The 12,522-nt window shown below is 46.9% G+C and carries 13 protein-coding genes; 5 read left to right on the forward strand and 8 right to left on the reverse strand.

The features are described 5' to 3' along the window. The first annotated feature begins 17 nt into the window (after positions 1 to 17). The 3 genes from crl (at position 18) to C9J03_RS16020 (ending at position 3,012) form a co-directional block, all read left to right on the forward strand. Positions 18 to 422 (forward strand): sigma factor-binding protein Crl, encoded by a 405-nt coding sequence (crl, locus tag C9J03_RS16010; protein ID WP_044624606.1) that lies wholly within the window; start codon positions 18 to 20, stop codon positions 420 to 422. A 114-nt stretch (positions 423 to 536) separates the two neighbouring features. Then, entirely contained in the window at positions 537 to 1,727 is a 1,191-nt protein-coding gene (gene proB, locus C9J03_RS16015) for a glutamate 5-kinase (RefSeq protein ID WP_162845574.1), read from the forward strand. A 28-nt stretch (positions 1,728 to 1,755) separates the two neighbouring features. Beyond that, a complete protein-coding gene (locus C9J03_RS16020; protein WP_044624049.1) occupies positions 1,756 to 3,012 on the forward strand; it encodes a glutamate-5-semialdehyde dehydrogenase in 1,257 nt (418 codons plus the stop codon). 269 nt (positions 3,013 to 3,281) lie between these two features. Here the strand turns inward: C9J03_RS16020 and C9J03_RS16025 are convergent, their stop codons facing one another. The 4 genes from C9J03_RS16025 to C9J03_RS16040 are packed head-to-tail and all read right to left on the reverse strand — an operon-like array spanning position 3,282 to position 5,724. Then, positions 3,282 to 3,509, reverse strand: a complete 228-nt coding sequence (locus C9J03_RS16025; protein ID WP_039460638.1) for a DUF2897 family protein — start codon at positions 3,507 to 3,509, stop codon at positions 3,282 to 3,284. Beyond that, the gene (locus C9J03_RS16030) at positions 3,510 to 4,220 is read right to left on the reverse strand and encodes a M15 family metallopeptidase (RefSeq protein WP_044624048.1); all 711 of its coding nucleotides are present in this window, start codon (positions 4,218 to 4,220) and stop codon (positions 3,510 to 3,512) included. Continuing rightward, a complete protein-coding gene (dapE, locus tag C9J03_RS16035; RefSeq protein WP_044624047.1) occupies positions 4,220 to 5,350 on the reverse strand; it encodes a succinyl-diaminopimelate desuccinylase in 1,131 nt (376 codons plus the stop codon). Before dapE ends, C9J03_RS16030 begins: the two co-directional genes overlap by 1 nt. 14 nt (positions 5,351 to 5,364) lie before the next feature. Continuing rightward, the gene (locus C9J03_RS16040) at positions 5,365 to 5,724 is read right to left on the reverse strand and encodes an ArsC family reductase (protein ID WP_044624046.1); all 360 of its coding nucleotides are present in this window, start codon (positions 5,722 to 5,724) and stop codon (positions 5,365 to 5,367) included. A 74-nt stretch (positions 5,725 to 5,798) separates the two neighbouring features. Between C9J03_RS16040 and C9J03_RS26500 the strand changes: the two genes are divergently transcribed. Then, positions 5,799 to 6,092 carry a hypothetical protein gene (locus C9J03_RS26500; protein WP_146149086.1) on the forward strand — a complete coding sequence of 98 codons (294 nt, stop codon included), beginning with the start codon at positions 5,799 to 5,801 and terminating at the stop codon, positions 6,090 to 6,092. Positions 6,093 to 6,170: 78 nt separating this feature from the next. Further along, positions 6,171 to 7,976, forward strand: coding sequence for a recombinase family protein (locus C9J03_RS16045; protein ID WP_052829835.1), 1,806 nt, complete (start codon positions 6,171 to 6,173; stop codon positions 7,974 to 7,976). 298 nt (positions 7,977 to 8,274) lie between these two features. Here the strand turns inward: C9J03_RS16045 and C9J03_RS16050 are convergent, their stop codons facing one another. The 4 genes from C9J03_RS16050 to C9J03_RS16070 form a co-directional block, all read right to left on the reverse strand. Next, positions 8,275 to 9,354 (reverse strand): hypothetical protein, encoded by a 1,080-nt coding sequence (locus tag C9J03_RS16050; protein ID WP_044624045.1) that lies wholly within the window; start codon positions 9,352 to 9,354, stop codon positions 8,275 to 8,277. 302 nt (positions 9,355 to 9,656) lie between these two features. Next, positions 9,657 to 10,796, reverse strand: coding sequence for a major capsid protein (locus C9J03_RS16055; protein ID WP_052829834.1), 1,140 nt, complete (start codon positions 10,794 to 10,796; stop codon positions 9,657 to 9,659). A gap of 204 nt (positions 10,797 to 11,000) precedes the next feature. Next, positions 11,001 to 11,585, reverse strand: a complete 585-nt coding sequence (locus tag C9J03_RS16060) for a hypothetical protein (protein ID WP_044624044.1) — start codon at positions 11,583 to 11,585, stop codon at positions 11,001 to 11,003. A gap of 332 nt (positions 11,586 to 11,917) precedes the next feature. Further along, positions 11,918 to 12,112: a hypothetical protein gene (locus C9J03_RS16070; protein ID WP_044624042.1), complete on the reverse strand. Its 195-nt coding sequence runs from the start codon at positions 12,110 to 12,112 to the stop codon at positions 11,918 to 11,920. Positions 12,113 to 12,522 lie beyond the last annotated feature (410 nt).

The raw sequence follows: 12,522 nt of genomic DNA on the forward strand, positions 1-12,522 counted from the left end.
TAGGGATGGAGATGATTATGACGAAAGAAAAGACTTTCCCGCCACACGGGCGTTTGATGACAAAGTTGACGGCCTTGGGACCATACTTGCGTCAGCCTCTGTCCTCTGATGGGCACTTCTTCTTTGATTGCCTCTCGAGTTGTGTCAGTGCCAAAAAGGCCCCGGAAGAGCGTGAATTCTGGGGCTGGTGGTTCATTATTGAAGCTAACGAACAAGGCTTTGAGTACCATTACGGCTTTGGGCGCTACAACGATGCGGGTGAGTGGGTGGCTGATCCGGTGCCGGCTAAACATGAGAAAGCGGTGCAGCAAACGTTAGAGGATTTTTATCCGAAATTGGAAGGTTTGTTGCAAGATGAGTTCGAACTGACGCTATCGCCTTCAAAAGTCTTGAAAGAGCCAGAGCTTGGCAGTGTTGCCTAATTATTAAGCCTTAGCTTAAATGAAGAAAAATGCGCCTAGTTGGCGCATTTTTCTTGTGATTTATAGAGGGTATTGATACAACATCATTCTACTTATTCTTTTTGTTTTATCCCCATGGCAGAGACAAATATCCTAAATGAGCAAAACAAGAACTTGGTAACCGCAGATTCCAGAGATGGGTCTCAAAACCAAGAGGTTAAGCACCGTCCACAGACTATCGTCGTCAAGCTGGGTACCAGCGTATTGACGGGTGGTACGCTGAAGCTGGATCGTGCCCATATGGTTGAGTTGGTTCGTCAGTGCGCCCAGTTGCGCCGTCAGGGCCACAAAGTCATTATCGTAACTTCCGGTGCTATTGCCGCCGGCCGCGAACATTTAGGATACCCCGAACTGCCCAAAAACATGGCCAGCAAACAGCTTTTGGCAGCGGTTGGCCAGAGCCGCCTGATCCAGGAATGGGAGAGTTTGTTTGGCATTTACGGCCTGCATGTCGGGCAGATGCTGCTGACCCGTGCCGATCTCGACGATCGCGAACGCTACCTCAATGCCCGCGACATGATTGTTGCCCTGCTGGACAATGGGATTATCCCGGTCGTCAATGAGAACGACGCGGTTGCCACGACAGAGATCAAAGTGGGGGATAACGACAACCTTTCGGCGCTGGTTGGCATTTTGGCGGGGGCCGACAAGCTATTGCTGCTCACCGACCAGCCGGGGCTGTTCACCGCGGATCCGCGCGATAACCCAGAGGCCGAGTTGATCCGTGAGGTGCATACCATCGATGAAACCCTGCGCAAGATTGCCGGTGGCAGTGTCGGTGGTCTTGGTACCGGTGGTATGGCAACCAAACTGCAGGCAGCGGATGTTGCCCGCCGTGCCGGTATCGAAGTGATCATCGCCGCTGGCAGCCGTCCCGATGTAGTGGCTGACTTGGCCCAGGGCACGTCGGTGGGGACTCGCTTCTTGCCGTTGGAATCGCCGCTGGAAAGCCGTAAGCGCTGGATTTTAGCTGGGCCTCCGCCGGCTGGTGATATCGTGATTGACCCAGGAGCAGCGGCGGCCGTGCAGTTGCGCGGTAGTAGCCTGCTGTCGAAGGGGATCAGCGAAGTAAAAGGCGAGTTCGAGCGTGGTGAAGTGGCTCGGATCTTCAATATCCAAGGTGAGTTGCTTGCCCGAGGGATCAGTCGTTACTCAAGCAAAGATCTGGCGAAAATTGCCGGCAAACACAGCCAGGATATTTATCAGGTGTTGGGTTATGAATATGGCCCAGTTGCTGTACACCGAGACGACTTGGTCGTTATCTGACACCTATTGAAACCGTAAGGGAAAGAATATGAATCTTCAACTGATGGGCCAAGCGGCGCAACAGGCTGCCTTTGAACTCGCAACAGCAGCAACCGAACAGAAAAATCGCGCATTGGCTGTGATCGCCGATGAGCTAGAAGCCAACCAAGATGTGATTTTGGCGGCCAACGCCAAAGATATCGCCGCTGCCAAAGAAGCGGGCATGACAGATGCCTTGGTGGATCGCCTGCTGCTTAATGCCGAGCGTCTGGCGGGGATTGCCAACGATGTCCGAAATGTGATCAGCCTAAATGATCCGGTCGGGGCCGAACTGGACAGCAAGGTGCTGGAAAACGGCATGCGCCTTAGCCGCCGTCGCGTCCCTCTCGGGGTGGTTGGCGTGATCTATGAAGCGCGTCCGAACGTCACCATTGATATTGCGGCATTGTGCTTGAAAACCGGCAATGCCAGTATCCTGCGCGGCGGCCGTGAAACCTTCCACTCCAATATGGAGCTGGTCAAGGTGATCCAGGTGGCACTGGAGAAAGCCGGCTTGCCAACGGCATCGGTGCAGTATATCGAAAAGCCAGACCGAGAACTGGTTTCCCAGTTGCTGAAGATGGATCAGTATGTCGATATGATCATCCCTCGCGGCGGTGCGGGCCTACACAAGATGTGCAAGGAGAACAGCACCATCCCGGTGATCATCGGTGGTTTCGGTATTAGCCATGTTTACGTTGACGCAACCGCTGATCTTTCCCGCACATTGGACGTGGTAGAGAATGCCAAGGTGCAGCGTCCGTCGGCCTGTAATGCGCTGGACACCCTGCTGGTACACGAGAAGGTTGCAGAAGCTTTCTTACCTCGTTTGGCTGAACGCCTGAACAGCAGCAATGTTGACATGGTCGCTGACGAAAATGCCTACGAGTTACTGGAAGGCAAAGCAGCAAGCTTGCGCCGTGTCGCCGAAGGTGACTATGATACCGAATGGTTAAGCTTTACCCTCGGGATCAAGATCGTCAAAGACGTGGAAGAGGCCATCGCCCATATGCGTAAGCATAACGCCAGCCATTCAGATGCCATCATGACCAATGATTTGATGGCGGCAGAGCGTTTCGTTAATGCAGCAGGCTCAGCGGCAGTTTATGTGAATGCGTCAACGCGCTTTACCGACGGCGCACAATTCGGCCTAGGGGCAGAAGTGGCGGTATCGACCCAGAAACTGCATGCCCGCGGCCCGATGGGATTGGAAGAGCTGACAAGCTATAAGTGGGTAGGCGTCGCAGACTACCTCCCTCGAGCTTAATTGATTTATCGTCGCCAGTTAATGCGATAACTGCATCGGAAGTGCTCATTTACATCCGTAAACTCCGCGCTTCCTCTTGGCTCTCACATGAACTGGCTTAGATAAAACAACAAGCAATGATAGTTGGGTAGAGCAGTGCTCATTTACTATCATAAACTCCGTGCTTGCTCTTTGTTCTTGGTGGGCTGACTTAGAACTCATTGCTCCAAATAGCTTTGAGTCCGACAGATTTAGATATAAAAAAACGAGAGCGTGATGCTCTCGTTTTTTTATGCCTGATCTTTGAGATTCTTTAAGTCTTTGTTCTCGTCGTTAGCCGCTTGCTTTTCGATCAGCTCATCAAGTTCTTGTTCGCGCTTGTTTTTATCGTACATGTATTTGACCTTGTCCTTGTAGCCAAATTTCATGTTAGCGGTGTATTTCAGCGCCGCAATGTTACTGACCACCACGCTCACGACGATGATGCTGATAACCCACGGGTTGAGTAGCCATTCCATTTACACCTCACAGATATTCTCTATGTACCTACTATAGAGACTATCAAGGTTTTCCAGGATGTGCGACTTTCCTGCAAGCTCTGATTGGCTAAGTGTGCGCTTGAGCAGGTCAGGTGTGAGCTGTGAAAGTAAATATTTGCTTACCGGGAAGTAGCTGATATGCCAAGGCTCGCAGGCGACGCCATGGCGATCTTCGGCATAGGGCAGGTAGAAGCCAAAGTGCGCCATATTGCCACTGAGCCATTGGCTGAACGCAGCTTGGTGACCTCCGGGTTGGTACTCCCACGGCTCCAGGTGAAGCTGTTCACCTTTCGGCAGACAGTTTGCAGCGTAAACATCGATATCTGTGCCCCAATGATGACGGCTTGCGCCGGGCAGGGCTGACCAGCGCATTATCGCGTGGACTTTATCAAGCTCGGTAAGAGCGCTTGGATCAAGCGGTTGGCTGTTGCTGTCGAGCAGCGGCCGCTTGCCGGTATACTTGTTGTTCCAAATCAGCAGCTGGCGCTCGAACGGGCGGAAAGCGCTGGCAACCTGGAGGTCAAAGCCTGCTTTATTGGCGGCTTCTTTTAATGCCTCAAAGGCAGCTAGCATTTGCCGGTGGACAAAAGGATGCCCGCCGTCAGGGTGTAGAGAGACCAGATGGCTGGTCTCTTGCCCGGTCAGTTGCCCGGCAGTATGTTGCCGGACTTGGATTGGGTGGTTAACCATTAAAGGATTTTTTCCATCACTTTCTGGTACATGTCGGTCAGCTTTTCCAGATCAGCGACTTTTACGCACTCATTCACTTTGTGGATGGTTGCATTGACCGGGCCGAGCTCGACAACCTGTGCACCGGTACGGGCAATGAAACGACCATCGGAGGTACCGCCAGTGGTCAGTAATTCCGGTTTTTTGTGGTTCACTTCCTCAATGGACTCTACGACGGCATCCAGCAAGCTTCCTTCATCGGTCAGGAATGGGTGACCGCTGAAAGTCCAGGCCAAGTCATAATCAAGGCCGTGGGCATCGAGTACCGAGTGAACCTTGCGCTTGATATCATCGGCGGTCAATTCGGTGCTGAAGCGGAAGTTGAACTGGACGTGGAACTCGCCCGGGATCACGTTCGATGCGCCGGTACCGGCAGACAAGTTGGCGATTTGGAAGCTGGTCGGCGGGAAGTAGGCATTGCCGTTATCCCACGTTGTTGCAGCCAGTTCGGCCAGTGCCGGCATTGCACGGTGAACCGGATTATCGGCCAGGTGCGGGTAGGCGACATGGCCCTGGGTGCCCTTGATATTGACATCACCGGTAATCGAACCCCGGCGGCCGTTCTTCACCACATCGCCGACAGCATGGGTACTCGATGGCTCACCGACAATACACATGTCGATTTTTTCATTGCGGGCTTCCAGGGTATCAATCACCCGGGTGGTCCCATTGATGAATGGCCCTTCTTCGTCCGAAGTGATCAGCAAAGCAATCGAGCCTTTGTGATCAGGGTTGTCGGCAAGGAAGCGCTCAATCGCCACTATCATACAGGCCAGTGAGCCTTTCATATCGGCGGCGCCGCGGCCATGCAGGTAGCCGTCGATAATGGTAGGCTCGAAAGGGGCGGTATGCCATTTATCAAGGTTACCGGCTGGTACTACATCGGTATGACCGGCAAAAACGAACAGCGGGGCTTCCGTGCCGCGGCGAGCCCAGAGGTTGGTGGTATCTTCGAACACCATGGTTTCGATGTTAAAACCGAGTTTTTCCAGGCGCTCGATCATCACGTCCTGGCAGCCAGCATCTTCAGGGGTTACTGACTGGCGGCTGATAAAGTCTTTCGCCAGGGCGAGAACCGGGCTATCTGACATCCTTGTATCCTTTCTTAGTTCGTTTGGAAGATTTCTTGGTATAGGGCAGGCTTGAAGCCCAAGTGGTAGCTGTTGTTGTGAACCAACAGCGGGCGCTTGATCATAGCCGGGTGCTCCAGCATCAATTCGATCGCGCTTTGCTGGTCAAGGCCGGCTTTTTGTTCGTCGCTCAGCTGGCGGTAGGTGGTACCGCGCTTGTTGACCATAGCTTCCCAGCCTAGCTCGGCCTCAAACTGCTCTAGCATGCCACGGTCAAGGCCGTCGGCACGGTAGTCATGGAAGGTATATTCGATGTTTTCGGCTTCTAGCCACTTCTTCATCTTCTTGATGGTATCGCAGTTCTTTAGGGGAGTGCCGTAAACAACAGTCGTCATGTGATTCCTCTAATCAGGCTGATTGTGCGACTGGCATTGAGCAGGGTGTTGAGCCGAGCAGCCAGTCTGCATCGGTGTCTTGTTATGACCCTAATACTGCCGCATCCACAGGGTGTGCGCAAGAACGTGATCACGGTCATGGACTGGTTAACTCTGTTGAAGACTTCTTCGAGCCAATAACACATGAGGAATGGAGTCAGCAAAACGGCTATGTGCCTGACAATGCCGAAGTGTTCGCTTCTACGTATGAACCAGCTACAACGTCAGCTGTCATGGACTTTAGTGACCCGTTCGGTGAGGGGGGGGCATTTAGTGAGGAATCAGATAGCAGTATTCAAGTGGTGAATGACACTCCTTGGTTTGCCTGATTACTTGAATTATTCATAGTTACTGGAAGCGGTAAAATGTCGGTAAACGGTCAGGCTACTTAAAAGTGAACAGTATTGATGAATGAACAGTTACCAGTTAGTAGGCCGAAAGCCTACAGCTACCTTCGGTTCTCAACTCTCCGTCAAAAGGATGGGGACTCAACAAGGCGTCAGCTAGAACTAGCTAGGGAATATGCCTACAGGCACGACCTATCGCTTCAAGACACGACTATAGAAGACTTAGGTGTATCTGCATTCCGTGGTCGTAACAATCGTGAGGGAGCGTTAGGCGAGTTTCTAGAGGCTGTTAGGGAAGGACACATAGAGCGCGATAGTTGGCTCTTGGTTGAGTCGGTTGACCGCTTAAGTCGTCAGGCAGTTGAGGACGCCTATCAGCTTATCTCAGGAATTCTCGCCCTTGGTATTACCGTCGTAACCCTACAGGATGAACAGGTCTATAAGCAGGGAAAGTTAGACCTTGGCAAGCTGATGATACTTCTTGTTAAGGCGCAGACGGCATTTGAAGAAAGTGAAAAGAAATCAATCCGTACCGCAGCGGCATGGAAAGCTGCTAGGGATGATCTAGCTAATGGCAAGAAGATAAAGAATGCTCGGATACCTTCATGGGTACTTTGGAATGACGATAAGACAGACTTCCTGATAAATGAGCCAGTCGCTAAAACTGTTCGCTATATCTTTGAACTCTCTATTAATGGGTTTGCCAGCGGCATTATTGCCAAAAGGCTAAACGCAGAGGGCTACTCAATGCTGACCGGAAAGCTTCCCAAGTGGTCAGCTGCCAATGTTCTAGCTGTTCAGCAAGACAGGGGTTATATAGGAGAGTTTACGCCTATGAAGAAGAACCCTGAGACAGGCAAGCGTGAGCCGATAGCTGACCCTGCTGCTAATTATTATCCTGTCCTAATTAATCCTGAGCATTTCTACGAAGTACAGCGTCAGCTTAAAGGCCGTCAGCGTAGTTCAGGCTCTTACAGGAAAGGCAAGATGACTAATCTGTTCACTGGCCTTATTAAGTGCGGTTGCTGTGGTTCGGCTATGGCTGTGCATCAAAAGAACAAGAAAGCAGACGTCAAAAAGTATGGTCAATATTACTACCTGTCTTGTTCAAGAAAGACTGAAAAAAGTTGTACGAGTAAACCGCTGAACTATAGAAGATTAGAACGATTGCTTGTGTCATCATTTACGTTTCTTCCATCAATCCTTGATGGTAATCAAAACAACAATACGCAGTTAAGTGATGCAAGGCTTGAAGTTATTCGTTTAGAACAATCCCAAAAGGAAGTACAGAATAAATCAGATCGACTTATGGCAGTTCTCATGGAGCGTGACAGCAATGAGTTGTTACTTAAGCAGTTGGACAAGTTGACAGAAGAACAGAGGACCATTGATAACGACTTGAAGCAAGCCATTGCAAATGTTGAACAGTTAACAGGAACACTTGCTTACACTGACAGCAAGTATAATGACATATTCACGGAGCTAAACTCGTTCGAGGCGATAGGGTATGTTGATTGGCGTACAAGGTTCAATACGCAGCTTAGGCGGATACTGTTGAAGATTGTCGTAACCACTAACGATAGCTATTGTGATGATGGTGTAACGATTACATGCTTTGATAATCAACATTACCCAATTGCGTCTTTATATGGTCGGCGTAGTTTGAAAAAGTTATTTGGCATCTCGAATAATTACGACATTTTCTTTGCTGCCAGTGATAACGATACTGCGCCTCTTGACTTGATTGGGACGAATGCCCGTCGTGATAACTTCGCTATAGCAAAATCAGAAGACGAAATTGACCAAGAGTTATTTGACAGCATATTGGAGTTTACGAAAGGAACCTCTGGTTTTGACCTGCCCTAGTTCCTGACTGTCTGTGTAACCTAAAGCTCATGCAGATGATTGAAGTTCAGGTGCCGGCGGCAGGAGCGATACAATACTACTAAGGTATTTTCTAGCGTTTCATGTAAGGAAAGTTAATAGGGTGGGGCTACCCGCGACTAAGGAAAGAAGCCTTCACACGAATGGCCAGGAAGGGAAAAGGTACTCCTCCTATAAGCCATTCTGAGCGATGTAGTGAAGTGTTGAACGGTAAGTTGATGTGTTCCTGTGGCGTGATTGAGGGCGGAAAAAAGCCCCGCTATGTGCGAGGCTCTTAATGTTAGCTGTTTACGTCTGAGATTGGGGTGTATGCAATCTTTGATTCATCATCGATATCCGGCTCACTCTCTAGTACCCGCAGCAGTCTGGCTTCTGCAATCTCACCATTCTTAAGCTTGGCTTGATAATCAAGGTGTACTGGCTCACCATCTCTGAAAGCATTATGCAGAGTGTCTTTTTCAGAGTTTGTGATGAATGAATGGTCAACCCTGATACTAAACGATGCATCATCACTCTCCGGTGATACACCGAGAATCATATAGCCCTTGGCCTTGTTATTCGACATTGATTCAATGACAAAGTAACCAGTCCAGTCTTTAACTTCTGTGACTACATCTGGCTTGGTTGAGATGCGTTTGATGTCGGCATTGTTAAGCTTAATAACCTTACCAATTTTAACCCTTTCAGCGTCAGGTACAGCTTTGATTATGCCTTTGTATCCTTCATCCAAATGCGCGACAACTCTGTGCCCCTTTTCTGGAGCTTCTTCTAGGGCTTTGGCAAGCACTACGTCTCGCATGGCTTCCACGCTGTGTTGAGAGTTCTCAGACATAGCCTTAGTCATTAAAGCAATTTGTTCGGTGCGCTGCTTCTCGACAGCTTCCTTACTTTGACCATCCATGTACTTTGTACCAGAGTACGTACCAGAAATGGCTAAGGCTACAACTGCGAGCAAAGCTAATTTTTGACGTCCACTCATATCCTTAAATACCACATCCAATTTTTCGCAGATAGAGCTGAACCAGTCACCACTACTTGTAGCACCCGTTGAACCCTTGCGAATCGTAAATACTAACTCCAGAGATTCCTTATCGGAGTTTGTTAATTTTTGCCTGTTCGAAGTATCGTAAATTAGGGTTGTGTATGCCTTATCTACCTCTTGCTGAAAGCCGACAAAACTCTCCATGAGCTTAGTTGGCAGCGAACTATGATACCTGTCACCTTTAATGTCAATGTCAACAATCGGCCAACCATCGAAAACAATATCTTTCTCTTCTTTATCGTAGACTAGAACGTCCATCGCATACTTCAAGAAATCTTTTTCGGTCTTAATTACCAGTTGTTCGAGGTTCGCAGTCATAAAGTTTCTTTTCCTAGCGTTGACTGTATGGCACACAATTCCCTATTGTTGGGAAGGTTGCTGACCTATGATGACAAATCAGCAAGTTAGCTCATTATGCCTGATAAGCCTGACAGCCACATATACATTAACGCACAAAAGTGACAGAAAACGTCTTTAGGCTGCACAGCGATTGATGTTCTGTCATTGGCCTAAGCAAAAAAAGGGAGACCGTTAAGTCTCCCTTTAGATTTTCTAGTTATCACAGCGTCACTACTTGATGATGAGCATTATGGCTCGTTCATTGTGACTGCTAAATGCGGTTAAGCCGCTTTGTTGCAACCTGTCTTTGGTGCAGTGTAGACATCTTCATTTGCTGCGTAAGCAGAAGCAGTTACCTTAGGAATGTCCGGTGTTAGGCCATCTTTATCAGTATCGTCAGCTCCTTTTTCAAAAACCTTAATTTCACAAGCACATTCGTGTTGTAAAATCTCATGACCAACAAACATCTTAGTAATGATGTTATGGCCTAGACGCAAAGGCTCAGGAACGTGCTCAATGCTCAAGTCTTTAATTTTAGCTGTACCAATAGCGTCTTTGGTGAAGACAATCATTAGCGTTTTCGATGAATCGACATAATAACGATCTGTTCGCCCTGAACCACCATCAGTTTCAGCTAGAGGTTTATCGTCAGGGTATTTGTCTTTATCTGACTCATCAGCGAACGGGAAGTTCTCTGTCTCGTAAATAGGAATACCTGCGATACGAAGAAGAGGCATGCCACCATTAGGTAAACCTGATTCAACATTATTACCACTGTTGATGTAATCTTTATTTAGCCAAGCCATGTTGCCAGCTTCTTGAGCTGCATTAACTAGTAATTCGTAATGCTCAGGACGGACAATAGCTACTGCTTCTTGAACAGGGACATGGTTTACCTTTAATCGTGTACGAGCACGGTAAATTGCTTGAACTAGCTGACGTCCTGTAGCACCTTTACCAGCGACATTCTCTTCAATAGTAACTGGCTTGGTATATTTCTGGCCTTTAAGTGACTCTAGTCCTGCTTTTAGGTGTGTCTTTTCAGTAGCGGCATCTTTAATCTTTGCTGCCTTGATCAACATACGCCAAACATTACGGTCAACCATTTCGGCTATAGCGCTGGACAACTCTTTCGCGTATTTTTCTCGATGCTGGTAGTGAGATAGCATTGTGTCTACGTCAGGTACGAAGACATTACTAACTGCAATGTCATCTACAGCGACGATACGCTCCACTGTTGGAATCTTCTGTGCATCAAGCAAATGACCAGGCTTGTGATAACGAGGTTTTTCTACACGCCCAATTAGAGGAAATTGGGTAGAACTACCACCTTGAAGTGTTTTTACATTGGTTAGCTCTAGGGCTAGGCATTTAGGTTTAAATGCAGATAGAACTTCACCAGAGAAAACCTTAAGATACAAAGCACGTGGAGACGTACCATTATTAATTGCACCCGGCGATGTTACTGTTTGATCAGCAGGGAATTTTCCTGCGTCTGGATATGCTATATTAATTTCCTTATAATAAAATTAATCAAGAGTGATTTTATTTCTTATTCTTGTTTTTCTTAATCATGTCAACGTAGGCTCTTAACCTATGACGTCTAATTAGCTGAGGTTTTCTTTTCATTCCCACAGACTAATAGACCTACCAAAATCATCCACGATACTTAATGATTCTTGTGAGTATTTATCTGCGTTTGCGTATACGTCCTCACAAAAGTCAGCAAGTTTACATAAAGTTTCTTGATGATCGTTATCGTTTTTATGTGTAAAGTACCGGCCATTAGACGACTGAGCTTTTAATAGTTTTGATTGTAAGTCGCTTGGCATATTAAGATAAAGCTCCATGTACTTATCTTCTGGAACACTTGAAGACAACTTATAACTTTCTTCCATGTCTTCCTTTAAAGCTAAATTGTCTAAAATTCCTAATGCGCTTTCATCATATTCTTTAGGCTTAGTATCAAAAACAACATCATTACCATTTTCTGATACCGTTACACCTTCAATAGAAATAGGTACCCCATACTCAGCATGAAGTACTGTGCTATTTCTTTGCGCAGAAGTTCCAGCAAGTCCGTCATAGGTTTGGTATGTAGCATTTATGCTATTATCTCTTAATGACGCTTCATGCTCATATATTGCTTGAACCTCTGGTGAATCTAAATTTGCAGGTTCAACAGACATAGAGACATATTCATTAGTCATTAATAGAAACCTCATCATTTTCATCACTGACTGACACAAAACATGAAGGCTCAATTAAGTCTTCATCATTGTATGTATCATCAGGTACATTGTGGATGCACTTGCATGACAGCTTAGGGTGAATATCAATCAGGAACTTTTTGATTGATGACTCTGTAATGTTCAGGACGTCAATCATATTCTGATAGGTTCGAGATAGTTCCGAGCTAAATTCACCATCAGTAATGCTGGCAACCTTTACTTTCAACATCTCTTTGGTGTCGATTACTGAAAGAAGGTTGACGTTTAATGATTCTTCTAGGGTAAAGTTTGTTAGTTTGTTCGACTTAATGTTAAATATTTCCTTTTAGTTTCTTAAGTTCAAGGTTTGCAAGAATCTCTTTTTCTTTTGCTTTAACCTTTTCAATTTCTTTTTTTGTTTCTTCCATGACTTTAATTTTTTCAATTTCATCAAGGAAGTCACGAGACACTACAGATTTTAGGATATTGCTTTTGATACGCTGAATATCACGGTCTGTACATGACATGCTTTTCATTGAGCTGACAATAAGCTTAATTGACTTATCGAACTCTAATAGCTTTGCGCTGACGGCAAGCTCGAAAGGAGTTACATCTCGCTTTAAATCAAGAAGCTTTTCATGTACGTATAAATCATAGAACTCTTTATAGGCGCTAATTTCTTTAATGTTAATTCCCTTTAAATTATAGCTAGTAGCGTCCAGACATATAATTAGGTTAAACGTGAGAACGCCATAAATTTAGTTATTATCAGAGAGCGTCAACTTTAAAAATGTCAACAAAAAATAACCATGCGTATTCCGGCGAAGTTGAACACCGATTCCGGCTGAACGTGAACACTTAACTTTTCAACGTATCACGACAGTTGTTTTTTAGCTTAAGTGTTCATCTTCCGTCAACGTTCCGAGCTTTTTCCTCA

This window comes from Photobacterium gaetbulicola, from assembly GCF_003025515.1.
Taxonomy (GTDB): Bacteria; Pseudomonadota; Gammaproteobacteria; order Enterobacterales; family Vibrionaceae; genus Photobacterium; species Photobacterium gaetbulicola.

Excerpts from the sequence above, each read along its gene's own strand:
- crl (WP_044624606.1), top strand. The coding sequence starts at position 18 with ATGACGAAAGAAAAGACTTTCCCGCCACACGGGCGTTTGATGACAAAG.
- proB (WP_162845574.1), top strand. The coding sequence starts at position 537 with ATGGCAGAGACAAATATCCTAAATGAGCAAAACAAGAACTTGGTAACC.
- C9J03_RS16020 (WP_044624049.1), top strand. The coding sequence starts at position 1,756 with ATGAATCTTCAACTGATGGGCCAAGCGGCGCAACAGGCTGCCTTTGAA.
- C9J03_RS16025 (WP_039460638.1), bottom strand. The coding sequence starts at position 3,509 with ATGGAATGGCTACTCAACCCGTGGGTTATCAGCATCATCGTCGTGAGC.
- C9J03_RS16030 (WP_044624048.1), bottom strand. The coding sequence starts at position 4,220 with ATGGTTAACCACCCAATCCAAGTCCGGCAACATACTGCCGGGCAACTG.
- dapE (WP_044624047.1), bottom strand. The coding sequence starts at position 5,350 with ATGTCAGATAGCCCGGTTCTCGCCCTGGCGAAAGACTTTATCAGCCGC.
- C9J03_RS16040 (WP_044624046.1), bottom strand. The coding sequence starts at position 5,724 with ATGACGACTGTTGTTTACGGCACTCCCCTAAAGAACTGCGATACCATC.
- C9J03_RS16045 (WP_052829835.1), top strand. The coding sequence starts at position 6,171 with ATGAATGAACAGTTACCAGTTAGTAGGCCGAAAGCCTACAGCTACCTT.
- C9J03_RS16050 (WP_044624045.1), bottom strand. The coding sequence starts at position 9,354 with ATGACTGCGAACCTCGAACAACTGGTAATTAAGACCGAAAAAGATTTC.
- C9J03_RS16060 (WP_044624044.1), bottom strand. The coding sequence starts at position 11,585 with ATGACTAATGAATATGTCTCTATGTCTGTTGAACCTGCAAATTTAGAT.
- C9J03_RS16070 (WP_044624042.1), bottom strand. The coding sequence starts at position 12,112 with ATGTCATGTACAGACCGTGATATTCAGCGTATCAAAAGCAATATCCTA.